Here is a 9,983-nt window from a genome sequence, read left to right on the forward strand (position 1 = left end):
ATTTGATGCATCATTCTTTTTGTAAAAAACATTCCAAACTTTCTCTCCACTTTTTCTGGGTAAGGTCAATTAGTAATTAATCTTGAAATACTTACTGCTTTATCGTAAATGCTAAAACAATAAGCTATTGATATTCTTGTTTTTTTAATCTCTAATCCAGAATTCTGGTGAGAAATACATTTCCCCGCTTCGATTGGGTAAAATATGAATTTCTTCTACTAGGTTTTGATATTACATATGTGTACATCCCCATCATGAATGCTATTTTCGGTAAAATCTCTTGCAACGCTCAAAAGCAGAAAAACAAAAACTTGATTTTCTCAGCTAAATAGTGGACCATCAAAAGCACGCATAAATATCTACAATGAAAGAAAAAACTTTCACAATCATCGATGGCTATGGTTTTCTTTTCAGAGCTTACTATGTACTACCTCACTTAATTACCACAACAGGAATGCCAATAGGTGGTGTATATGGCTTTCTGAATATGGTTCTTAAGTACATTGCCCATTCGGACTACTTAACTATAGCACTTGATGCAGGGAAAAAGAATTTTAGGCACAATTTATATCCTGAGTACAAAGCGAACAGAGTAACGCCTCCTGAGGATCTAACTCCACAGTTCACCATACTGAGGGAAGCGGTAGAAGCTTTTAACCTCAGCTATGAAGAAATTGAAGGTTATGAAGCAGATGACATAATCGCAACACTAGCTGCAAAATACGCCAACCACCAAGACTTTAAAGTGGTAGTCGTTTCATCAGATAAAGATTTGTTTCAACTCTTGAACCACAATATTTTAATATTCGACCCCATTAAAAATATATATATAGATGAAAAACAAATAGTAGAAAAATTTGGTGTAAACTCACACAAGCTTCTTGATTTATTTTCTCTAACTGGTGATGCATCCGATAACATTCCAGGCGTTCCGGGAATAGGTCCAAAAACTGCCACTAAATTATTAGATGAATTTGATTCATTGAATAATATTATAGAGAACATTGATAATATCGAGCAAACGAGGATTCGTAATATTCTCACCGAACATAAGGAAAAAGCATTAATTTCAAGAGAACTTTTATCACTATGCGAAAAAGTAGACCTTCAACATGATATTGCAAAATATGAAGTCCATTCTCCAAATATGGAGAAACTATTATCCTTTTTAAAGAAGTATGAATTCAATTCCTTAATAGGGAAAGTGGAAAAGCTTTTTTCTTACAATGGATCTAGCACAGAAAAGAAAACAGAATATAGTAGTGAAGAGTTAGAGAAATTTTTAGAGCATTGTAGATACGAAGGCAGAATTGCAATTCATTACCACCTTGAAAACAATGTATTAAGTCTATCTTATAGCGAAAGTAATATTTTTTATATAGAGCAAGACAGCATACAAGATGCACTCATTACAATTAACTCAACTTTACTCTCAAATGGGGTGCTTAAAATAATACATAACATTAAAGAGATCAGGAAAATCTTTCCTGTAGTAGAGAAGATGCTAGATTCAGTTGATGATTTGATGATAATGTCGTATAGCTTGGATACAGGAAAGCATGATCACAGTATTCCAAACATAGTTGCACATAATTTGAGTGAAAATGCAGAAATTTTCTCGGCAAAAACTTTAATAGCGATTCATGAAAAGCTGAAACAAAGATTATTTCAGGAAAAATTGTTCACAATTTACGAGCGCTTCGATAAGCCACTTATGAAAGTAATATTTGATATGGAGAAAAATGGAATATTGCTAAATATTCAAAAACTACAGGAGCTATCCGATAAATTTCAGCAGGTAATTGCCGTGCTTGAAGATGAGATATATAACTTAGCAGAGGAAAGATTTAATATTGCGTCGCCAAAACAATTAAGTGATGTTTTATTTAATAAAATGGGGCTTAATAAAAAGAAAAAGTCAAAAAAATCTGGATCGTATAGCACCAATTATGAAGTTCTAGAGGCACTCGAAGAAGAAGGGGTAGAAATCGCAAGTAAAATCTTAAATTGGCGACATTTAAGTAAATTAAAAGGCACCTACACTGATGCACTAATAAAGCAAGTTGATTCCATTGATGGTAGGATACACACAAACTTTTCAACGACTGCAACTGCAACTGGAAGGCTGAGCTCCAGCAATCCTAATTTACAGAACATTCCTATCAGAAGCGAAGAAGGAAATCTCATTAGACAAGCATTCATTGCGCCAAAAGGGCATAAGATAATTTCTGCTGACTATTCACAAATAGAATTGAGACTCCTGGCACACGTTGCAAACGTTGCAGCATTTAAAGAAGCTTTTGCAAACGAACAAGATATTCACGATATCACCGCTAGGCAAGTTTTTGGAGTGCAAGAAATAGATGAGCAATTAAGACGCAAAGCAAAATCCATTAATTTTGGAATTATATATGGCATTAGCCCATTTGGTCTTGCAAAACGGCTTGGAATTACCATTGCGGAAGCTGCTGAATACATTAATTACTATTTTTCCTGTTACCCAGAAATAAAGGCCTATATGGAAAAAGCAGTGTCTATCGCAAGATTGCATGGTTATGTAGAAACTTTGTTTGGCAGGAGATGCTTTGTAAGAGACATAAACAATACAATTCCTTATATAAGACAATTTGCAGAAAGGGCAGCAATAAACGCACCACTGCAAGGCACCGCCGCTGATATAATAAAACGTGCGACGATTCAGCTTTTTGACCAATTAAAAGTAGGTAAAATAATCCTCCAGGTTCACGATGAACTACTGGTTGAAGTAGAAGACGAAAAGGTACAAGAAACAGCAAAACTTATGAAAGATATAATGGAAAATGCAATAGAAATTTCTATACCACTTGAAGTAGAAATAAAAGTTGGCGACAACTGGGGTCTAAATTCCCTTAATTATGACTTAAACATCGTGAATTCTAGGAGTATAAATCATTTGAACTAATACGAAAAATATGTTAGAATAGAACATAGCAAATGCAAATAGGTCAGCCATGACAGGCCCACAAGTAAAAAGTTCAAAACCTCCAAAGTTACCTAATGAAGGTGAGAAAACTTTTGAAAAAGAGGAACATCAGTTAATCTATCGTGCTTTCTTAGATATTTTAGAAAATCCAGAAACTCTAGAAAAGCAAACGAAACAGGAAATAGAAAAGAAGAAACAGAAATTGAAAGAAGAACCTTCAGATAAAGAAAAACAAAAATTACATCGTGATCTGGAGTCATTAAACAAACAATTAAAGCGATTACAGAATGGAAATGAAAAGAAAATTTTTACTTTTATATCAAAAAATCATGAAGGTATATTCAAGAAAATCAATCATGAAGATATAAAGTTACTAAGTGAAGAGAATTTTTCTCAGTTTTTACTTTCCGTATTTGAGAAAATTAGAGAGAAAAAATTAGCTAATGAGGAGAATCTCAAGAATGGTAAAATAAAAAAAGTAGTAGATGACTGTGTAGCTGATATACGCGGTACAGAAGCTAAAGATTCATTCATAAAGCTTCCCGGGTGGCTGTTTGGAATAAAGGTAGATCCTAAAAACTTTCTTGGCTCTTTTAAAGATGGGTTATTAGAGAATATACCATTCTTAGGTAAAGACAAAAAAGAGGAAGATGAACCACCACTTAGTGATGAAGAGATGGTAACAACGTTCTTAAGCAAGATCTTTTTTCCTGTCCTTCTTTCCACTATTCCAATGTTAATTTTTGGTCCTACTACACTCGGAGTAGTTCTTACTGCTATCGGCACAATATTTGTCGTAAAGAGAGGAGTTGAAGTTCTTTTTTCAAATAACAAAAAAGGTACTTTGTATGACCCTAGCTCACAAGATAAAGATGATACAGAAAAGAGAGCAAAATTGAATAAAAAAATTTGCGATGGTATCAATAAAATTTTAGGAACCCCAGTCGAGAAGGCTAAAGGGAGTGAGCAACCCATTTCTGTTTCTGAACAAATTTCCCAAGGAAAAGAAAAGAGTGAACAACAACCTGTTCCTGAGCAAATTTCCCAGGAAAACAACAGGGGAAACGAAGAAAGCAAACAGCAAGATCAACCTTGGACAAGAAAGGAAAACAAACGAAGGGAAGAAAACACAAGCAACAAACAAGCAGGGATTACCTAAGTTTGCCAAAAAGTGAGTTGTGTAAGAGGTCTGCTATTATTCTATAACGCATACAACAGGAGTATGATCAGACGGGTTTTCTAGCTTACGCAATCTATCATCTACGTAGCATGTTTCCAATTTATCTACAGCTTGTGGTGATAACAGCATATAATCTATTCGCATTCCTTGATTATTTCTGAGTGAATTGCCTTGATAATGCCACCAAGTAAATTGTTGCAAATTTGGGTGAGATATTCTAAACGCGTCTTTAAACCCAAGATTCAAGACTGCTCTTAACTTCTCACGTTCTTTTATATGAAAGCACACTTGGCCATTCAATAAATTTGAATCAAAGACATCAATTTCATCCGGTGCAACATTATAATCGCCAGCTATAATAGTTAACTCTTCATTCTTTAACAAAGTGCTCATCCTTTCATATAGATTATCAAAAAACTTGAGTTTATATTCAAATGCTTGAGAGTCCAGGCTTTGACCATTTGGCACGTATACACTTCCCACCCTTATCTTACTATTGGTATACTTTATCACACACTCTATATAACGTGCTTCTTGATAACCTTCTACGATATCAATCTTAAACTTCTCCAATATTGGATATTTAGATAAAACACAAACGCCATTTCTTGCAACTTGTCCATAGATAGCATATTCATATCCTAACTTTTCTATCTCTGCATAAGGAAATTGCTCTTCCGTACATTTTATCTCTTGCAGCAAAACTATATCTATCTGACTATCAACTATAAAACTACAAAGTTGGTTAACTCTTTTACGTATGGAGTTTACATTCCAAGTTGCAATCTTTAGCATCAGCAATCCTTATTAATTATATCAATTAAACTCTCCCCAGTAGGCAACCTCGATGTTATAATTTTTTTCCATTTGATTAACTTTAAACTATCAGCAATGTTCTTACTCATGGTATATGCAACTGCATTATTCATCACATGAGATAGCCCACTTTTTAGAACTAATGAACAAAATATCCTTGCTGTCTGTGAGGAAAAAAAAGCAACACTATCAATTTTACCATCCAATAGTAAATTTTTACACCTATTAGTTAGATTCCTTTTTATAATTGTTTTATAGAGTACAACTTCTCTTACGTTGAAATCTTCTTCAGATAATCTCTTTTTTAGGTCACATGATACTTCTTGTCCCCTTATATATAAGAACTTTATTGCGTTTGAATAATGAGCTTTTATAAATGATATCAGATCATCAACGTTGCTGTCTGCTGAGATTATATCAGAAAATCCCAAATTTTTTGCAGCCTGCATGGTTGAATTACCAACTGTAATAATCGGAAAGTCATCCTCTTTGCATATTTGACTAAAAGCCTTTACACTGTTTTTACTTGTAGATATCACAACGTCAAATTCGTACGCAGATATATCAGGATTTAAGTACTTTATTGTGAATACTGGTTCTATAAAAACTTTGTATCCATACTTTCTCAATATATTTCTTGTATTGAACGAGTCCAATAAAGGCCTCGTTAATAAAATAGACTTCATTCTGATTTATTTCACTACTAGTAAAATAGTACCCTTTATACACAAATTACTGAATAAAAACTTTTATTTTGATAGCTTGAGCAATTATTCAAGTAATTGATGTGGAAGTAGGAGTACTAAGCGCTCCTACCCCAATAAGCCCACAATTTCTGCTTACACTTTTTTGACGCTAATTACGTTGAACTCTTTTGAATGGCTTCCTTCAGTGGAATTATATAGCTAATATTCCTGTATAAGTTAAATAAGTTAATACTTAAGCTGCTCCTGCAACTAGGGAGTGGTCATCAGTAGGTTTTTCTGCCTGTGGTTCGCTAATCATAGTTCGAACGATATTAGCTGCCATAATAGCACAGCCTAGAATAAAAAAAGGCGTAGAAACAAAATAAATAACAGAAGACTCAAAAAGCGACATAGATGCAATACCTCCTATTAGAAATGAAGCACTGGATGCTATATCAAGATAGATCTTTGTTAACTTTTTTTGTCCTGGAGTGTTTTTTATGCCAGATTTCTTATTAAGATTCTGTTGTCGGGAATGATCATTTAGTGACCATATATTTAAAGCAAACGAAAGTGCACTGAATATAGTGCCGGCAATACTAAAATACAGACTTAAGACAGGAATATTCAAGACCAATGCCGCTATGTATCCAATGAAAGAGATAGTAGATAGTAGATAGTAGATAGTGTAGTAACTAAGCGTTTTGAATAAGTTCGTACCTTCTTTCTGTGGGCTAACTTATTTTTTTCATCATACATAGCATAAATATTACCTAATATGTTATATTATAGCATTAATTAATTCAACAAGCAATATAGAAGCTAAGAGTGCCCGAGAGAAGACTTGAACTTCCACAACTTAAAAAGTTACTAGCACCTGAAGCTAGCGCGTCTACCAATTCCGCCACCCGGGCTTTTTATAGTTTACTATGTTAAAGTTAAATAATATACTTAAACAATTTTTAGTTCAAAGGTAATGCCAAATCTAGATCAAATATTTTTTGCTAAAAACAATGTTAATATTAATAACGTATATAAAATAGTCAATAACGCTTTGAGCAATAGCGATGGTGGTGAGCTGTTTCTAGAATTTTGCCAGTCGGAGTCCTTGGTTTTTGAGGATAACATATTAAAACACATGGACTTGAATACTAGAAGGGGATTTGGTTTAAGGTCTTTTTGTGAAGATAGTACATCTTTCGTTTGTTCTTCTGAGATCAGCGAAAAAGAAATTAGTAATGCTGCTTCTATGGTAAAAAGCTCAGTGTCTTTAAACAAGACAAATTCAATAAATTTAAACGAAGAGACAAAAAGCCTATATTCGAGGATTAACCCTATAAATGAAATGGATCTGAATTCAAAGATTAAACTACTCAATGAGGTTAACGAATATATAAGATCTAAAAATAACTGCGTGAAGCAAGTAAAAATAACTCTAAGTGGAGAATGGCAAGTTGTACAAATAATAAAGGGTGATCACAGATTAAGCGATATCAGGCCTCTGGTACGTTTCAATGTGCTAGTCATTGTAGAAAAGGACGGCCGTACCGAAAGAGGTTCTGCAGGGCATGGTGGAAGGGACCCTTATAGTAAGTTTATTTCTGAGAAAAAGTGGAAAGAAGTTGCAAACCAAGCGTTAGAACAAGCACTGGTAAATCTTGAAGCAATTCCAACTCCAGCCGGAGAAATGACAGTCGTTTTAGGTCCAGGATGGCCAGGAATATTGTTACACGAAGCCGTGGGTCATGGACTTGAGGGCGACTTCAATCGCAAAAAAGTCTCAGCATTTTCAAATTCTATGGGTAAACAAGTAGCAGCTAGTGACATCACAGTAGTTGATGACGGAACTCTGCCTAATTTGCGTGGCTCTATCAGCGTAGACGATGAAGGCACTCCACCCAGTTATAATATATTGATAGAGGATGGGATCCTCAAAGGATACATGCAGGATCATATGAACGCTAAACTCATGGGTGTGAATCCAACTGGTAATGGTAGAAGAGAAAGTTATAAAAAAGTTATTATGCCGCGCATGACAAACACCTATATGCTGCCTGGAAAACATACACCGGAGGAAATAATATCTAGCGTAAAGAAAGGTCTATATGCAGTAAACTTTGGTGGCGGGCAGGTTGATATAACGTCAGGAAAATTTGTTTTTTCGTCTTCGGAAGCTTACCTAATAGAAAATGGCAAAATTACACAGCCAGTAAAAGGAGCAACACTAATTGGTGATGGGCCAAAAGTGCTAAAAAAAGTATCCATGGTTGGCAACGACTTAAAGTTGGACCCCGGTGTTGGCACATGCTCAAAAGATGGACAAAATGTGCCCGTTGGAGTTGGTCAACCAACACTCAAAGTCGACGCAATAACTGTTGGTGGAACTGAGATATAGATAAGGGCTAAAACGGATTCCAGCGCACGGCGCACAGCTGTACAAACATTGTGATTTGGAAGCAATTGCCACCAGTAGGGTGTCATCCCAGTGTCTGGGCACTGCCTTTGTGTTTGAGGCAAAACTGGCTATAACATTTAACACACTGCTTTCGCAAATAAATGTTCGTACAGTTATGTGTCAGCTACTTGGATGACACTTTTGTACTTGATGCAAGATTATATCTTGAAAAAATTAAGTTTTAATGCTATAAAATAATTGTAAATTTTGTCTCCGTGGTAGCTTTATGAATGTTGAAAGTAAAAAAATACATGATACTAAAATAAAATTACCAATATTTCTTGATTATCAATCTACTACTAAAGTGGATCCCCGTGTTTTAGAGGTGATGATACCTTACTTTGGTGAGTTCAGCAATACACACTCTCGCAGCCATTCATTTGGTTGGACTGCTGAAGAAGCAGTGGAAAAAGCAAGGAAACACATCGCTGATCTGGTGAACGCAGATAGCAAAGAAATTATCTTTACCTCAGGTGCAACTGAGTCAAATAATACAGCAATCAAGGGCGTTGCTCACTTTTATAAAAATAAAGGAAATCATATAATCACTGTCTGCACGGAGCATAAGTGTGTTCTGGATTCTTGTCGGCATCTGGAAAATGAAGGCTTTAAAGTTACATATTTGCCTGTTAAGCAAAACGGAATTATAGATTTATCAAAGCTTGAGGAAGCAATTACTGATAAAACAATCCTGGTTTCAGTGATGATGGTAAATAATGAAATCGGAGTAATTCAGCCTGTCAAAGAAATTGGTGTAATATGTAGAAAGCATAATATATTTTTCCACACAGATGCAGCTCAAAGCTTTGGAAAAGTTCCAATTGATGTTAATGAGATGTGCATTGATCTTATGAGTCTCTCTAGCCACAAAATTTATGGACCTATGGGAATAGGCGCATTATATGTACGTAGAAAGAATCCTCGTGTTAGGCTGATACCACTAATTAGTGGTGGTGGACAGGAAAGAGGCATGCGTTCTGGAACAGTTCCAACACCTCTTGCAGTTGGTTTTGGTGAAACGGCACGTATTGCTAGAGAAGAAATGAAAAAAGAAACAACTAGAGTGGAAAAATTAAGGGATATTTTGTATAATAAGATAAAAGAAGCGTTTCCTGATATCGTTTTAAATGGTGATTATGAAAATAGAATTCCTGGCAACCTAAACTTGAGCTTTCCCTATGTTGAGGGTGAGTCTCTCATCATGGCAATCAAGGATTTAGCAGTAAGTTCTGGCTCTGCGTGCACGTCTGCGTCTCTTGAGCCTTCCTATGTCGTACGGTCGCTAAATAATGGCCATGACCTTGAGCATTCATCAATTAGATTTGGCCTAGGCCGATTTACAACTAAAGAAGAAGTTTTGTATGCAGCAGATCTTGTTGCTAAAAATGTTGGCCGACTGAGAGAAATGAGCCCACTTTGGGAGATGGTACAAGAAGGAGTAGATTTGAACACCGTGAAATGGGACTCTCATTAAATGTATCCGTTCCAACTGCAAATGCACTTTGAAATTACTCTGTAACCGTTCACACTTAATTCTGCAATTCTTCAATCTCACTAATAGAAAGGCCAGTAAACTTAACAATAGTGGTAACATCAACATTATTAGCCAGCATTGCTTTTGCGACTTCAATTTTCCCTTCAATTTTGCCTTCCTCTTTACCGATTTTGATGCCTCTTTCTTCGCCAATTTGGATGCCTTTTTCAGTAGCAAGATCAAGTCTGTATTCAAGAATGGCTTCTTCTTTGCGTAGATCCATTATTCTTTCTTCATACGCTATTAGATCTTTTTCATTCCAGCTAAACCTGTCTCATTCATCGTAGGCTAACTTTATTATTGGTGCTTTTTCTGCTATTTTCCTTAAGTCTTCTTCCGTAGTTTCATCT

At 35.3% G+C, this 9,983-nt stretch carries 8 protein-coding genes, 1 tRNA gene and 1 pseudogene; 5 read left to right on the plus strand and 5 right to left on the minus strand.

Annotation, left to right across the window (positions count from 1 at the left end):
- Positions 1-364 precede the first annotated feature (364 nt).
- Positions 365-2,941 (plus strand): DNA polymerase I, encoded by a 2,577-nt coding sequence (gene polA, locus BA053_RS03720; RefSeq protein ID WP_065094661.1) that lies wholly within the window; start codon positions 365-367, stop codon positions 2,939-2,941.
- A gap of 49 nt (positions 2,942-2,990) precedes the next feature.
- Positions 2,991-4,121, plus strand: coding sequence for a hypothetical protein (locus tag BA053_RS03725; protein ID WP_065106778.1), 1,131 nt, complete (start codon positions 2,991-2,993; stop codon positions 4,119-4,121).
- A gap of 36 nt (positions 4,122-4,157) precedes the next feature.
- Here the strand turns inward: BA053_RS03725 and BA053_RS03730 are convergent, their stop codons facing one another.
- The 4 genes from BA053_RS03730 to BA053_RS03745 form a co-directional block, all read right to left on the minus strand.
- Positions 4,158-4,937: an exodeoxyribonuclease III gene (locus tag BA053_RS03730; RefSeq protein WP_065094659.1), complete on the minus strand. Its 780-nt coding sequence runs from the start codon at positions 4,935-4,937 to the stop codon at positions 4,158-4,160.
- Positions 4,937-5,644 carry a uroporphyrinogen-III synthase gene (locus BA053_RS03735; protein WP_065095285.1) on the minus strand — a complete coding sequence of 236 codons (708 nt, stop codon included), beginning with the start codon at positions 5,642-5,644 and terminating at the stop codon, positions 4,937-4,939. The genes BA053_RS03730 and BA053_RS03735 overlap by 1 nt, the downstream gene beginning before the upstream one ends.
- Positions 5,645-5,897: 253 nt before the next feature.
- Entirely contained in the window at positions 5,898-6,275 is a 378-nt protein-coding gene (locus tag BA053_RS03740; protein WP_245611584.1) for a hypothetical protein, read from the minus strand.
- Positions 6,276-6,473: 198 nt separating this feature from the next.
- Positions 6,474-6,558, minus strand: a tRNA-Leu gene (locus tag BA053_RS03745).
- A gap of 62 nt (positions 6,559-6,620) precedes the next feature.
- Between BA053_RS03745 and tldD the strand changes: the two genes are divergently transcribed.
- The 3 genes from tldD (at position 6,621) to BA053_RS03755 (ending at position 9,573) form a co-directional block, all read left to right on the plus strand.
- Positions 6,621-8,039, plus strand: coding sequence for a metalloprotease TldD (tldD, locus tag BA053_RS03750; protein WP_065094657.1), 1,419 nt, complete (start codon positions 6,621-6,623; stop codon positions 8,037-8,039).
- Positions 8,040-8,094: 55 nt separating this feature from the next.
- Positions 8,095-8,235 carry a hypothetical protein gene (locus tag BA053_RS07310; protein WP_156517969.1) on the plus strand — a complete coding sequence of 47 codons (141 nt, stop codon included), beginning with the start codon at positions 8,095-8,097 and terminating at the stop codon, positions 8,233-8,235.
- Between the two features lie 90 nt (positions 8,236-8,325).
- Complete coding sequence (locus BA053_RS03755) at positions 8,326-9,573, plus strand: IscS subfamily cysteine desulfurase (RefSeq protein WP_065094656.1); 1,248 nt, start codon at positions 8,326-8,328, stop codon at positions 9,571-9,573.
- Between the two features lie 55 nt (positions 9,574-9,628).
- Here BA053_RS03755 and BA053_RS03760 read toward each other — a convergent pair.
- Positions 9,629-9,983, minus strand: a pseudogene (locus tag BA053_RS03760) (nuclease/transposase family protein); the annotation flags it as partial.

The sequence above is a fragment of the Wolbachia endosymbiont of Nomada ferruginata genome (genome assembly GCF_001675785.1).
GTDB lineage: Bacteria > Pseudomonadota > Alphaproteobacteria > Rickettsiales > Anaplasmataceae > Wolbachia > Wolbachia pipientis.